At 60.0% G+C, this 12,946-nt stretch carries 9 protein-coding genes and 3 pseudogenes; 9 read left to right on the top strand and 3 right to left on the bottom strand.

The genetic code is table 11. The features are described 5' to 3' along the window. The first annotated feature begins 903 nt into the window (after window positions 1-903). The 5 genes from RX328_RS43380 to RX328_RS09675 all read left to right on the top strand — a co-directional run bounded on the left by RX328_RS43380 (window position 904) and on the right by RX328_RS09675 (window position 7,186). A complete protein-coding gene (locus tag RX328_RS43380; protein WP_410734056.1) occupies window positions 904-1,659 on the top strand; it encodes a formyltransferase family protein in 756 nt (251 codons plus the stop codon). Window positions 1,660-1,680: 21 nt separating this feature from the next. Next, window positions 1,681-3,732, top strand: a complete 2,052-nt coding sequence (locus RX328_RS09660) for an amino acid adenylation domain-containing protein (protein WP_312018139.1) — start codon at window positions 1,681-1,683, stop codon at window positions 3,730-3,732. After that, window positions 3,698-4,036 (top strand): AMP-binding enzyme, encoded by a 339-nt coding sequence (locus tag RX328_RS09665; protein WP_213256387.1) that lies wholly within the window; start codon window positions 3,698-3,700, stop codon window positions 4,034-4,036. The genes RX328_RS09660 and RX328_RS09665 overlap by 35 nt, the downstream gene beginning before the upstream one ends. A gap of 1,389 nt (window positions 4,037-5,425) precedes the next feature. Next, window positions 5,426-6,538 (top strand): alanine dehydrogenase, encoded by a 1,113-nt coding sequence (gene ald, locus RX328_RS09670; protein ID WP_213256385.1) that lies wholly within the window; start codon window positions 5,426-5,428, stop codon window positions 6,536-6,538. Between the two features lie 378 nt (window positions 6,539-6,916). Beyond that, window positions 6,917-7,186, top strand: coding sequence for a DUF3551 domain-containing protein (locus tag RX328_RS09675; RefSeq protein WP_213256383.1), 270 nt, complete (start codon window positions 6,917-6,919; stop codon window positions 7,184-7,186). Here RX328_RS09675 and tnpB read toward each other — a convergent pair. Together tnpB and RX328_RS09685 are read right to left on the bottom strand one after the other, a co-directional pair. Beyond that, a complete protein-coding gene (gene tnpB / locus RX328_RS43385) occupies window positions 7,168-7,527 on the bottom strand; it encodes an IS66 family insertion sequence element accessory protein TnpB (RefSeq protein WP_213256381.1) in 360 nt (119 codons plus the stop codon). The genes RX328_RS09675 and tnpB overlap by 19 nt on opposite strands. After that, window positions 7,524-7,826 carry an IS66 family insertion sequence element accessory protein TnpB gene (locus tag RX328_RS09685; RefSeq protein WP_312018138.1) on the bottom strand — a complete coding sequence of 101 codons (303 nt, stop codon included), beginning with the start codon at window positions 7,824-7,826 and terminating at the stop codon, window positions 7,524-7,526. Before RX328_RS09685 ends, tnpB begins: the two co-directional genes overlap by 4 nt. A 419-nt stretch (window positions 7,827-8,245) precedes the next feature. Here RX328_RS09685 and ald (RX328_RS09690) point away from each other — a divergent pair. The 4 genes and pseudogenes from ald (RX328_RS09690) to RX328_RS43395 form a co-directional block, all read left to right on the top strand. Beyond that, a pseudogene (gene ald, locus RX328_RS09690) lies at window positions 8,246-9,351 on the top strand (alanine dehydrogenase). Window positions 9,352-9,425: 74 nt separating this feature from the next. Beyond that, window positions 9,426-9,617, top strand: coding sequence for a hypothetical protein (locus tag RX328_RS43390; RefSeq protein ID WP_410734039.1), 192 nt, complete (start codon window positions 9,426-9,428; stop codon window positions 9,615-9,617). Next, window positions 9,611-10,570: pseudogene (locus RX328_RS09695) on the top strand (transposase); the annotation flags it as partial. The gene RX328_RS43390 and the pseudogene RX328_RS09695, both read left to right, overlap by 7 nt. After that, window positions 10,522-10,755, top strand: a pseudogene (locus tag RX328_RS43395) (transposase); the annotation flags it as partial. The pseudogenes RX328_RS09695 and RX328_RS43395, both read left to right, overlap by 49 nt. Window positions 10,756-11,224: 469 nt before the next feature. On the opposite strand, the gene RX328_RS09700 reads toward RX328_RS43395, so the two are convergent. Next, a complete protein-coding gene (locus tag RX328_RS09700) occupies window positions 11,225-12,910 on the bottom strand; it encodes an MFS transporter (RefSeq protein ID WP_213257341.1) in 1,686 nt (561 codons plus the stop codon). Window positions 12,911-12,946 lie beyond the last annotated feature (36 nt).

Here is a 12,946-nt window from a genome sequence, read left to right on the forward strand (position 1 = left end):
GGATAAGGACTTTGAGTGGCGGATCTGGTGTTCAGGCGCTGACTACGAGAAATTTTGCAAGACAAGATTGTCGTCAAGTTAAAGCCAGGGGACCTCGTCGTCCTTTGGTCATCATCCCTAAGCAGACGTGCAAGTTTGCCTCAAGAGGTCACCTTCGTCATTTGACGGCCTGTATTGTCGTGTTCAGCCATGTCCAGTTGAGGACGTTATGTCCGCGACTCGACACTAACGCTTAAGTATTCTCCGCTTCGGAGCGAAGTGCATGGATTTGTTCCTTTTCAAGCAGGGCCTGCTCAACGTTTTGGGTGGCACGCTGATTGCTGGGAGAGGGTGAAGGATCTGTTGCGACCATGCCGGTCCCGCAGCTGCCCGCCTACGGATAAAAATGAAGCTTGCTCGACTGATCCAAATCCACGCCATGGAGGCTGCACTGTTGAGTGCGGCTTCATCAAGTGAAGCTTTGCCGCTTCCATCACGGGTTCCGCTGTCGTTGATCGCGCTGGATACCTCTCAACACTGGCTGGCTTTGAGTAGCATTCAACCCGGTTACTCCCGAGCGAATGCAAATCAGTGTGACCGGGTTAAGTCGCGATGTGGTGTGGCGCATACGGCGAGAACTCCCCAACCTACAGCATGGAGTAGCTGAATATGGCACATTGGTCTGCTTCGGTGCTCGCAGACGCTTGCAAACCGGGCGATTGGGATGGGCAACCACCTGCAGTCGCATCAATTCGCTCCAGCATCCTTGTTGGCAGCGGTACGCTAGCTATCAGGTGTGCTCAGCTAGTAAGTAGGATGGGTCATGTCGTCTGCGCGGCGCTGTGTGCCGACGCCATATTCCGGGACTGGGCTTCTCGCGCCAATATCTTGTGTGTAGACAGTGTTGAAGAGCTCTCCGTGTTGATGAATGCCGACCCGGTAGACTGGATATTTTCCGTAGGAAATCCATTCATACTGCCACCGGATGTGTTTGCCCGAGTCCGTCAAGGCGCTTTCAATCACCAAGACGGCCCGTTGCCACGATATGCGGGAGCTCATTCGATGTCTTGGGCGCGGCTGGCACAAGAGACCGACTATGCCATCGGGTGGTATCGTATCAATGATGGTGTTAATAGGGGTGAGTTGGTGGTTGAGCGCCAACTTTCTATTGCGCCAACCGATACGGCGTTGACCCTGAACCTCAAATGTCATGAAGCCGCTGTCGAAGGCTTCCGCGAGCTTCTAGCTGGCTTAACGAATGGAGAGCTCCATGCTGGTTCGCAAGCGCCAGTGGACGGAAGCGTTTCTCCGAGGCGTCGACGCCCAGATGCTGCGGGCTATCTGCGATGGAATCGCTCCGCGCAAGATCTCTCAAGGATCACACGCGCCTTAAACTATGGACGGTATCATTCCAATCCGTTGTGTCTGCCGAAGGTGCACCTAGGGGATGATGTTGTCGCAGTCAGGCGCTTGAAGGTATCTGCTGGACGCTGCGGCCTTCCGGCAGGGTCCCTGGTTGAAATCCACCGCAGCAACTGGCGTGTGGCGACAGGGACAGAGGATGTTGATGTTTGGTTTGGCAGCTCAGACGGTCTGACTCTGAATGCACGGACACTCGCGAGGCAGTCCGCTCTGAATGTAGGCGATCGCCTCCCGATTTTGAGCGATGAGGAGGCGTAGAGCATAACTGTTGCCCATGGAATGTTGGCGCCTCGGGAGAACTTTTGGCGGCAGCGGCTTGAGCAGTTTAAGGAATTGCAGAGTCCGTTTCTGTCGTCTTCGGAAACTGCGGCTCCGCCCAGATGGCAGTCGAGTTCCTGGCTCATTCCAAGTGCCTTGGCCGAGTTGTCGCCATTTGATCGTACTGAGTACTTGCTGAGTGCTTGGCTGATCTATCTCGCTCGCATCACGGGAGAATCAGAGCTTCAACTAGGGTGGACTCCCGCACCGAATGGATCGCGAGCCGGGATGAGGGCGGTAGAGGTGCTTGTCGCCTCTGTCGTGCCGATGCAAATGACCATCGATCTCGGTCGTGATTTTGCAGGCGTATGCAGGGCGGTCGCGGCCGAATGCGCGGATCTGAGAGAGCACGATAGTTTTCCGCGGGATCTTATCGCGCGCTCTCCGACGTTGCGGGGCAAGGAGGCGCTACAATCGCGCCGACCCTGGCCGATTGGCGTGACGCTCACCGCAAATAGCTGTTCTGCCGCTGGTGATCAAGATTCGAGCCCGAGTGCTGAGACAGCCCTATCCGGTGATTTGTTGACGTTTGAAGTTTGCGCTCTCAATGGGAGCTTTCGGTGGCACTTTGATGCCAGTCGCTTGGCGCCCAAGCAGATCGACCGTATGACGCAGCATTTGCAAAACTTGTTGTGTGCTGTGATAGCCGATGCGCAGCAGCCGGTCGCACGGGTTGAGCTGCTGTCATCCGAGGAGCGCGCATACCTCTTGGAGGAGCTGAACCGGACCGCGGCGCCCTATCCGTCGGAGCGGTGCATCCATGAGCTGTTTGAGGCGCAGGTGCGCCAGGCGCCGGATGCGATGGCGGTGACCTATGCGGACGAGCACTTAAGCTATGGCGAGCTCAATGCGCAGGCGAACCGGCTCGCACATCATCTGATCGCGCTCGGGGTGAAGCCGGATCAGCCGGTCGCGATCTGCCTTCAGCGCAGCCCGGCGATGGTGGTGGGGCTTTTGGCGATGCTCAAGGCAGGGGGCGCGTATCTGCCGCTCGATCCGGCCCATCCGCCCGCGCGGCTGCGGCAGGTTCTTGAGGATGCGGCGCCGCAATTGGTGCTGGCCGATGCGGCGGGGCGCGCCGCACTGGGCGATGTGGGCGTCGATGTGAGGGTGGTCGATCTCGCGACTGCGACACCGCCCTGGGCAAATCTGCCGGCGTCGAATCCGGATGCGCGCGCGCTCGGGCTGACCTCGCGCCATCTCACCTATGTGATCTACACCTCGGAATCATCAGCCACGCCCAAAGGCGTCGAAATGTCCCACGGCTCGCTTGTGAATTTGCTCTACTTCTCACAGCTTGGCGCGCCCAAACGACGCACACTTCAGTTCACGACCCTGAACTTCGACGTGTTGTTCCAGGAATTGTTCAGTTGCTGGAGGGACGGAGGGCTGCTCGTGCTCGTGCAGGAAGAGACCCGTGCGGACTTCTCCGCCTTACTGGAATTTGTGTGGGGGGAGGCGATCGAGCGGCTTTTCCTCCCATTCGTCGCGTTGAACCATTTTGCGGAGGTCTGGGGCGCTAAGGGAGTACTGCTGCCCTCTCTGAGGGAGATCTATACAGCGGGTGAGCAATTGCGGGTCACCCCAATGCTCAGGTCGTTCTTCGAATTGCACCCGAGGGCGAGATTGATCAATCAGTATGGGCCTACAGAAACCCACGTTGTTACGGAGCACCATCTCGCGGCTGACCCAGCATGTTGGCCCCAACTGCCTCCCATCGGCCGACCGATCGCGAACACGCGAGTTTACCTGCTTGATAGTCATGGTGAATCCGTTCCGTTTGGCGCTGTGGGGGAGCTTTACATTGGCGGCGCGGGGGTGGCACGTGGCTATTTGAACCGGCCCGAGCTGACGGCGGAGCGGTTTGTGGCCGATCCGTTCAGCGGCGAGGCGGGGGCGCGGATGTACCGGACCGGCGATCTGGCGCGCTATCTGCCGGACGGCGATCTGGAACTTTTGGGCCCGCAACGACGACCAGGTGAAGATCCGCGGCTTCGGGATCGAGCCCGGTGAGATCGTGGCGCGGCTCACGGAGCACCCGTCGGTGCGCGACGCGGTAGTGGTGGCGCAAGGAGAGGGCGCGGCCGAGAAGCGTCTTGTCGCCTATGTTGTTACGGCTGCCGAGCACGCCGGCGAAGCTGAGGGACCTGAACTTGCCGCCACGCTGCGCACGCACTTAAGTGCGTGCTTGCCGGAGTACATCGTGCCGCCTGCGTTTGTGCGCCTTGCGGCGCTGCCCCTGACGCCGAACGGCAAGCTCGATCGCAAGGCACTGCCGGCGCCGGAGGATGAGGCGTATGCAACGGGGCGGCCATGAGGTGCCGCAAGGCGAGATCGAGACCACGCTGGCGCAGCTCCGGGCGGAGCTTCTGGGTCTCGCGCGGGTCGGGCGGCACGACCAACTGTTCGCGCCACACACACACACACACAGGGCGGGCACTCGTATTGGCGGTGCGGCTTCTTAGTCGAGCGCTACATCGTGGGTTGAAGCTTAGCACCGCTGATCTCTTCCAGGCTCCCGTTTTGAAGGAACTTGCATGAAGATTGATTTGGAGCCACACCGCAATACAGCTCAACTGCTTTCCGTTCGTTCCACGGGATCGCAACCGCCGATCTTCTTTGTTCCGACAAGTCTGGGAGATTGTTCTTATGTCCTCATCTTGACAAACGAAATGGACATAGACTGTGCTGCCTGTGCTCTGCCCTGGCCGTCTTTCAATGAAGTTTGTCCACTAACTTTGAAGCGATAGCCGCGCAAGTCATCTTGATCAAAGAGATTCAGCCGAAGGGGCCATATCGCTCGCGGGATATTCCTCAGCGGCAATGGTGGCTTACGCAATTGCCGAGCGCGTAACAAACATCATTCATGGCTTTCATCGATGTTACGGTTACCTGCAAATCATTGAGCCTATCGGAAGCCAAAATAGTAATGGAAATGGTGTTGGAGCCTCTCGAGTGCTTAGATGGTTAGAGCTTGCTTCATGGCCAGCACGGCGACGGAGCTGCCATCAGGCAACGCATTGACTTGTTGCGATGCAACTGGCGCTCACAGGTGTCACAAAGAGAAATTTTGCATCCTTGTCGCAGTTTGCGTCTCGTCTCGTCGCAACTGGAAGTTTGCGATTGCTCAGACGGACGTCAAATTCAGCCGTTCGCCAGTTGGTCTTAGGCGAATGATCTGAGACAGTGTCGCAGATACGCGCGGCGGAGGAGCCACATCGCAACGTCGCATCGCAGAGGGGGCGGTCCAGTGGAGTCTTTCGAAGTCATCGATGTCTCGAGCCAGCACGATGAGGATCACTTTCCGACATCAAAAGCTGTAGATCACTGATCTGCACTTGACGACGCCAACTTCGAGCAATTCAGCGCCTCGTCACGTTGACTGTCAAGCGTGACCTAACCAGCACGGCGGTGTTGAGGCAATTCCAAGCCAAGTATGGCCCGATACTCTGGATTCATCGCGCGCTGCCGGGCGCGCGATCGCGGTGCTGCATTGTCCAGCTCGATTCGAGAATTCGGTCTAGCTGATCCGCGCGTTGATAAGTTCGGCGAGGATTGTCATATCGATCCTTGTCGGGGTCCATTTGTTTGGATTCCTGCGCAAGAGGCCAAAAATCGCTGAATTTCCGCGCCATCCGGGTGCTTGTTTCGCAATATAGCAGTGCCCTTTCGAATAGAAGATGTCGTCCAAGAACGGAGATTGCAAGTGAAGGTCGGTGTTCCCAAGGAAATCAAGACGCACGAATATCGCGTGGGCCTGACGCCGGGGGCCGTCCGCGAATATGTGGCGGCCGGCCACAAGGTGGCAGTCGAGACCGATGCCGGCGCCGGCATCGGCGCTACAGATGACAATTATCGCAGGGCCGGCGCAACGATTCTGGACTCCGCGCACGAGATCCTTGCATCGAGCGAGATGATCGTAAAGGTCAAGGAGCCCCAGCCGTCCGAATGGACCCAGCTGCGAGAGAATCATATCCTCTTCACTTATCTGCATCTGGCGCCGGACCCGGAGCAGGCTAAGGGCCTCATAAAGTCTGGCTGCACCGCGATCGCCTACGAGACCGTGACTGATGCACGTGGCGGCCTTCCGCTGCTTGCGCCGATGAGCGAGGTCGCGGGCAGGCTTGCGATCGAGGCGGCAGGTAGCGCTCTGAAGCGGTATACAGGCGGGCGGGGGCTGTTGATCGGTGGCGTGCCCGGTGTTCAGCCGGCCCGTATCGTGGTGATTGGAGGCGGCGTCGTCGGTACGCATGCGGCACGGATGGCGGCGGGCTTGGGTGCCGAGGTCACCATCATTGACCGCTCGATATCCCGGCTTCGCGAGCTGGATGAGCTATTCGAAGGGCGCGTTCGTACCAGGTTCTCGACAATAGACGCCGTGGAGGAAGAGGTATTTTCGGCGGACGTAGTCATTGGCGCGGTGCTCGTTCCCGGCGCGAGTGCGCCGAAACTTGTTAGCCGTGGCATGTTGAGCTCGATGCGCAAGGGCTCGGTGATCGTGGATGTAGCTATCGATCAGGGCGGCTGCTTTGAGACATCGCGTCCGACGACCCACGCTGATCCAACTTACGAGGTGGACGGCGTCATTCATTACTGCGTGGCCAATATGCCGGGAGCTGTCCCGCTGACCTCGAGCCAGGCCCTGAATAACGCCACGCTGCCATTTGGTTTGGCTCTGGCCAACAAGGGATTTTCCGCCGTGCTCGAAAATCCGCATCTGCGCGCAGGCCTCAATGTCCACCGAGGCCGGCTAACTTATAGGGCCGTGGCCGAGAGTCTCGGCCTGCCATTCTCACCGATCGAACAGGCTGCGGCCTGATCCCAGAGGCCCGTTGAGGGCGTTTCCTCCCTAACTTGGGCCACTCGTTCGGAGTGGCCCTCTTTTTAGGACTCTATCAATCTACTGCATTAGTGATACTCCATTCATCTGCGCGAACATGGCCATCTATCTCGGTCAGCTTTCGATCCCGCGTTATTTTTGAAGCGAGGGATTTGCCCTTCTTAGTAGACAACATTGGGGCGCCGACACTGAACCAGCAGTTGGATATTGTCGCTTTATCTAACTCATTCGCTGATCCGGAAATCCGCTTGGAACTACAGTTAACCTATTCCGGACTACCACCTGCGTATTTGTGAGCGAGAACGTCAATTGACTTGGATTCAATATTTGCCCACTGCCTATTTCGAGGAGGTTCCAATGCGCACTTTGGCTTTGACAATTCTGACGGTGGGTATGGTTTTGGCAGCAGGGCAAGCCCGGGCTCAGGCCTATGATTTTTCGTCCGCGCCTCCTGGGCCGGACAGCTACTGCTTGCAAGGGCGCATATGGGGCTATCCCGGTAATTGCCAATTCTCCAGCTACGCCCAATGCATGGCCAGCGCGAGCGGTACTAACGCCTATTGCGGGATCAATCCCCAGTACGTGTTCGCGCGCCAGCGGCGCGGCGCCTATCGGGACCGATACTGAGCGGCAGTGAAGCAATATCGCAGCAAATAGCGGTGTGATGAAATCACAGCGCGAGTTAATCGAGAACGCGACGGGGCGGCAGTGAGAAAGGTCGTGTCCCCCATGGCGTAGCTCGGTCGAGCAAAGTCATGAGCGCAGTCCATGATCCCTACTGAAGCGGTCTGCGGCCTCCTCTCCTTCAAGAGATCGCCTCTGCGTCCGCGGAAGCAGAACAAATGACCGCTCAGCGGATCGCGGCGCAGCACCTCTTGCACTTGCAACGACAAAGAAGCGAAGCCTTTGCGCATGTCGGTATGGCCCGTCGCCAACCACACCCGAACTCCTGTAGGGATTGGAATCATCGCCGATCCAGAACCCCGACGATCCTGCCAAGCGCCTCAACGTCGACGCTCGCGTCGACAATGATGCGCCGTCCACCTGTCAGCTCGATCTCAATTCGCCGCTCCGTCGCATGCGATGTCGCGCCCTGCGACGAAAGCGCCACTGACCTAACCGGCCCATCCTCCGCCACAACCGCTCTGACAAAGCCAGCCCCGGATTGGGCTCCGTTCGGTGCGAATGCCCTTCGCCAGGTCACCAGCAGAGAACGCGACAGGCCATATCGACGCGCCGTCGCCGCAACCAGACGCTGCTCGGACATGCTTTCCAAAACAATCCGCGCCTTTCCTCCTCAGACCAACGCCGCCGCCGGCCCGTATCCACCACCTCAAGTCGATTCAGCGCGCTGATCGTATGGCTGTCCATACGTACAGTTCTCAACCATCAGGACAGTCCGCCGCAAGGCGTCTTTCCTCGGAAGCTTACGACTCTGCGGTATCCTTCATTCTTCCAGTACGTCACTCGCGGGCGATCCCAGTGCTGGATGTTCTCATTCGAACGAGATTTCAGCCTGGCTAATCCGCCCGCGAGAGTTGTCGGATCGAGCTTGTCGTCCGCTGTGCGAAATCCTGCGCTTCAGCGCAACAAATTGTTGAATTTCTGCGCGATTTGGTCGCCTCTCGCTGCGGGTTTGTTTCGCAATTCCGATTAGAACGTGTTCTGCAGCTTAGGAGATTCCAACTGAAGGTCGGTGTTCCCAAGGAGATCAAGACGCACGAATACCGCGTGGGCCTGACGCCTGGCGCCGTCCGCGAATATGTGGCTGCCGGCCATACCGTGCTGGTCGAGACCAACGCCGGCGCCGGTATTGGCGCTAGCGACGACAATTATCGTAAGGCCGGCGCAACGCTTCGCTCGCGAGGTGTTCGCTTCGAGCGAGATGATTGTAAAGGTGAAGGAGCCCCAGCCGCCCGAATGGACGCAGCTGCGAGAGAACCAGATTCTTTTCACCTATCTACATCTGGCGCCGGACCCGGAGCAGGCTAAAGGCCTGATTAAGTCTGGGTGCACGGCAATCGCCTACGAAACCGTCACTGATGCGCACGGCGGCCTTCCGCTGCTTGCGCCGATGAGCGAGGTCGCAGGCAGGCTTGCGATCGAAGCGGCCGGTGCGGCCCTGATGCGGTATGCCGGCGGGCGCGGGCTGCTCATCGGTGGCATACCGGGTGTCCAGCCAGCTCGTATCGTGGTCATCGGAGGCGGCGTCGTCGGTACGCATGCGGCACGCATGGCGGCGGGCTTGGGTGCCGAGGTCACAATCCTCGATCGTTCGATACCCCGGCTTCGCGAGCTGGATGAACAATTCCACGGGCGCGTTCGCACCAGGTTCTCGACGATCGACAACGTCGAGGAAGAGGTATTTGCGGCAGACGTCGTAATCGGCGCGGTGCTTGTGCCCGGAGCGAGCGCGCCGAAACTGGTCAGCCGTAAAATGTTGAGCTCGATGCGGAAGGGCTCGGTGATTGTCGACGTTGCGATTGATCAAGGTGGCTGCTTTGAGACTTCGCGCCCGACCACCCATGATGATCCGACTTATAAGGTGGATGGCGTCATTCACTATTGCGTGGCGAATATGCCGGGAGCTGTCTCGCTCACCTCAAGCCAGGCACTGAACAACGCCACACTGCCTTTTGGGTTTGGCTCTCGCCAACAAGGGATTTTCGGCCGTACTCGAAAATCCCCATCTTCGGGCGGGTCTCAATGTTTATCGTGGCCGGCTGACTTATAAGGCCGTGGCTGAAAGTCTTGACCTACCATTCTCACCGATCGAGCAGGCTGCGGCCTGATCTCAGAGGTCCGCTAGGAGCCTGTCTCAGTAGTGACTGGTCAAGAGGGAGCGAGTCTGATTCCTTGCGCAGCCATGAGCAAGGAATTTCGTCCCTGGAAGATCGACGAGGCCCAGCTTCTGCCGCCGAGCGTGCAGGATTATGTGCCGAGGGACCACGTTTCGCGGCTGATCGTGTCGCTGGTCAGGGAAAGCCTTGATCTATCGGCGATCCTAGGCAGCTACCGAAGCGGGCTGGGGCAGCCGCTGTCGATCCTCGGATGCTGACGGCGCTGCTTCTGCACGGCTACGCGAGCGGTATCTACTCGTCGCGGCGGATCGCCAGGGCGGCGGTGGAGCGGGCGGATTTCATGATGATCGTGGCGGGCGATGCGCCGGACTTCCGCACGATCTCGGAGTTCCGGCGGCGGCATCTTAAGGCGCTGGCCGACCTGTTCGTGCAGGTGTTGAAGCTGGCCGAGAAGGCCGGGTTGGTGAAGCTCGGGCACGTTGCGCTCGACGGCACCAAGATCAAGGCGAACGCGTCCAAGCACAAGGCGATGAGCTATGATCGCATGAAGAAGCGGGAAGCGGAGCTTGCAGCGGAGGTCGACCGCTGGCTCAAGGCGGCGGAGGCCGCCGATGCGCAGGAGGATAAGCTCTACGGCGACAAGCGCGGCGACGAGATGCCCGATTGGGTGGCCGACAAGCAGAAGCGGCTTGAGAAGATCCGCGAGGCCAAGGCCGCGCTGGAGGCCGAAGCCAAGGCCGCAGCCGAGGCGGAGCGCAAGGCGCGGGCCGAAGCCGAGGAGCGCCGCATCGCCGAAGGGGGCAAAAAGAACGGCAAGACGTCCGCGCCGCCGAATACGGAGCCCGACGGCAAGGCGCAACGCAATTTCACCGACCCGGAAAGCCGCATCCTGAAGACCAAGGACGGTTACATCCAGGGCTACAACGCCCAGGCCGCGGTCGATGGTGCCCATCAGATCATCGTGGCGCAGACGCTGACCAGTTCCTCCAGCGATCAGGCGCAACTGGCGCCGTTGCTCGACGGGATCAGGGCCAATCTGGGGACCAATCCCGACGAAGTATCGGCCGACGCCGGCTACTGCTCCGACGCCAATCTTCGCACGATCAAACGGCGGCGCATCGAGGGCTACATCGCCACCGGAAGGCAGAAGCACGGCACCAAATCCGCCACCGCGAAAAAGGCTTCAAGACCCGGCTCGCTGATCGCCAGGATGAGCACCAAGCTCAAGCACGCCGGCTACCGAAGTCGCTACCGCTTGCGCAAGCAGATCGCGAAGCCGTCTTCGGACAGATCAAACAGGCAAGAGGGTTCAGGCAATTCCTGCTGCGCGGCATCGAAAAGGTCAGCGCAGAATGGGCGCTCATCTGCACCGCTCACAACCTCGTCAAGCTCGCAAGGGCCGCCTGAGCCGCCATTATCAAGATAAAACTGCCTTCCCAAAGCTAACTGGACAGGCTCCTAGGGGACTTTTCCTCCCTGACTTGGCGGGCCACTCCTTCGGGAGTGGCCCGTTTTTTGGAAGCTACAAGTCCGCTACTCAAGCTGAGTCGTCTTGGAACGCAGAGCTCAACGGGGCAGTGATCCCGACGTGCCGATGTTTCAGGTCACTAGCGACAGGAACACGTAGCCGATGAAGATGCGGCGGCAGTTGGCGGCCGGTACCCTCGCTTTGGTCATTGGCGGTCGAGCAGCTGATGACCCATGCTCCTTGTTCTTGAGCCTCACAGACTTGCTGGTGCGGGCGTCGCCTTTCGTTGCGACAGGGCTGCAAATGGATGAGCTGTAAGCGTTCGCGCTGCGCTGGCATCCGCCCCTTTTTGCTTCCATCAGAGGCATCAAATTTTTTGGATTCAACGAACGCCAGCTACTGCTCTCCACGGCGCTTGCAAATTCCAGGCAAAGCGCTGTTCGCGGCGCGGTCGGGCGCCTCCTCCTTCCAGCGCACCGATCCGAACGGGCGCTCCAGCATGCGTCGGACGTGCACGGGCTCAGGACCGACGTGGAAAGCCTCAGCTTGCCGATCCAGCGCGCGCTCCGACTGGGTCGAGCGGTTGCGCTGGCGCAAATAATCGAGCCATGTCGGGCAGTGATAGCGCTCCGTCCACAGTTCGGGATCGGCAATATCGCGGGCAATCGACCAGCCATAGGCGCCGTTGCGCTGGCGAAACAGCTGGACGTCCTGCATCAAATTATGGAAGGCCCGCGCGTTCTCTTGCCTGATCCGATATTCGATCTCCACCACAAGCGGCCCGCTGCGTCCGGTCAGCGCCAGCCGCACCTTGGGATCCTCGAGCATCTCAGGCTCTTCGTCCCGCGCGTTGATGCGCGGCATGGGCAGCCACAGCCCGAGGAGCGGGGAGGCGAGCATCAAGGCGGCCGTGACCAGGAGCGCCGTGTCGACGCCAGCGACATCGGTCAGACGGCCCCATCCCCAGCTACCAACGGCGATCCCGCCCGAACTCGCTGCCTGATAGGCTGCGAGCGATCGCCCAGCCACCCAGCGCGGAGCCGACAGCTGCACGCCAACGCTGAAAAGCACCCATGTCATCATCCAGACGGCCCCTGCCAAAACCAGCGCGGCCGCCGTCAAGACCGGCTCGCGGCTCAGCGCCACTGCGGCAAACGCCCCACCCATGGACAGCGCGCAGGCGCGGATCGCTGCCTCACCGCTCATCCGCTTTCGCACCTCGGTGATGTTGAGCGCACCGACCACCGCGCCCAAACCAAAGGCGCCGAGCATGATGCCATAGGTCTCGGCGCCTCCATGCAGGAGATCGCGCGCGACCAGCGGCATCAGCGCAATGATCGCCCCGCCGATCACCCCCGTAACCATGGAGCGGGTCAACACAATCTTGATCGATGGCGAATTGATGATGTAGCGCACGCCTGAAACGATGGCGCGGTTGAGTTTCTCAGGCGGCAGGCGTGAGGGTTCAGTGCCGCGTTTCCACAGGAACAGAGCAAGCATCAGCGGCAGATATAGCAGCGCGTTGAGCGCGAACGCAGCCACTGCGCCGGCGGCCGCAACGACGATCCCGCCGATCGCCGGGCCCACGCTGCGCGCGATATTGTAACTGATGCTGTTCAGCGCGACTGCGGCGGGCAGCGCTTCCGAGGGCACCTGCTCGCTGACCGAGGATTGCCAGGCAGGGTCCATTAGCGCCACGCCGCTGCCGACCACAAAGCACAGCACCAGCAACAAGTTTGGCGTGACCAGACCGAGCCAGGCGAGCGTCGTCAATGCGGTCGCGCCTGCGAGCGAGATAGTGAGCGAGACGAGCGCCACGATGCGCCGGTCACGCATATCGGCGATCGCGCCGGCCGGCATCGAGATCAGCATGACCGGCAGCATCAGCGCGGTCTGCACCAGTGCTACCATGTCGGCCGCCGATGTCATCTGCGTCATCGCCCAAGCGGCGCCCACGCTCCGAATCAGGGCTCCCAGATTGGAGAGCAGGCTCGCCAGCCAGATGCGCCGAAAGGTGGCATGGCGGAGCGGCGCGGTGATGCCGTCGGCACTGAACGTCTGGCGCTTCGGCGAATCCGTCATATCAACGCCTGCTTTGCCTCCGAGGGTTTGTTCCTG

It is taken from the genome of Bradyrhizobium sp. sBnM-33, assembly GCF_032917945.1.
In the GTDB taxonomy this organism is placed as follows: domain Bacteria; phylum Pseudomonadota; class Alphaproteobacteria; order Rhizobiales; family Xanthobacteraceae; genus Bradyrhizobium.

Coding starts and splice junctions, on each gene's coding strand:
- RX328_RS43380 (WP_410734056.1), top strand. CDS start 904: ATGAATGCCGACCCGGTAGACTGGATATTTTCCGTAGGAAATCCATTC.
- RX328_RS09660 (WP_312018139.1), top strand. CDS start 1,681: ATGTTGGCGCCTCGGGAGAACTTTTGGCGGCAGCGGCTTGAGCAGTTT.
- RX328_RS09675 (WP_213256383.1), top strand. CDS start 6,917: ATGCGCACTTTGGCTTTGACAATTCTGACGGTGGGTATGGTTTTGGCA.
- tnpB (WP_213256381.1), bottom strand. CDS start 7,527: ATGATTCCAATCCCTACAGGAGTTCGGGTGTGGTTGGCGACGGGCCAT.
- RX328_RS09685 (WP_312018138.1), bottom strand. CDS start 7,826: ATGTCCGAGCAGCGTCTGGTTGCGGCGACGGCGCGTCGATATGGCCTG.
- RX328_RS43390 (WP_410734039.1), top strand. CDS start 9,426: ATGAGCAAGGAATTTCGTCCCTGGAAGATCGACGAGGCCCAGCTTCTG.
- RX328_RS09700 (WP_213257341.1), bottom strand. CDS start 12,910: ATGACGGATTCGCCGAAGCGCCAGACGTTCAGTGCCGACGGCATCACC.